At 47.6% G+C, this 229-nt stretch carries 1 protein-coding gene; it reads left to right on the forward strand.

The features are described 5' to 3' along the window. Positions 1-229, forward strand: a 229-nt coding sequence (locus MO867_RS23200; protein ID WP_444875296.1) for a sodium:solute symporter family transporter, incomplete at both ends; no start/stop codon positions are given.

Here is a 229-nt window from a genome sequence, read left to right on the forward strand (position 1 = left end):
GCAGTTTCTCGAAGAGAGGTACGACGGTACCGTACGGACTATCATGTCCATTTTCTGGATCATTCTATTCGTTTTCATCAATATTGCTACCGTCCTTTTCCTGGGCGCGTTAGCCATTGAACAACTGCTAGACATTCCGCTGATGTGGGGCATTATTGGGTTGGTGGCCTATTCTGCCTGTTTTTCCATTTTTGGTGGATTGAAGGCGGTGGTCTGGACGGACGTTATC

This window comes from Microbulbifer okhotskensis (assembly GCF_023895975.1).
Taxonomy (GTDB): domain Bacteria; phylum Pseudomonadota; class Gammaproteobacteria; order Pseudomonadales; family Cellvibrionaceae; genus Microbulbifer; species Microbulbifer okhotskensis.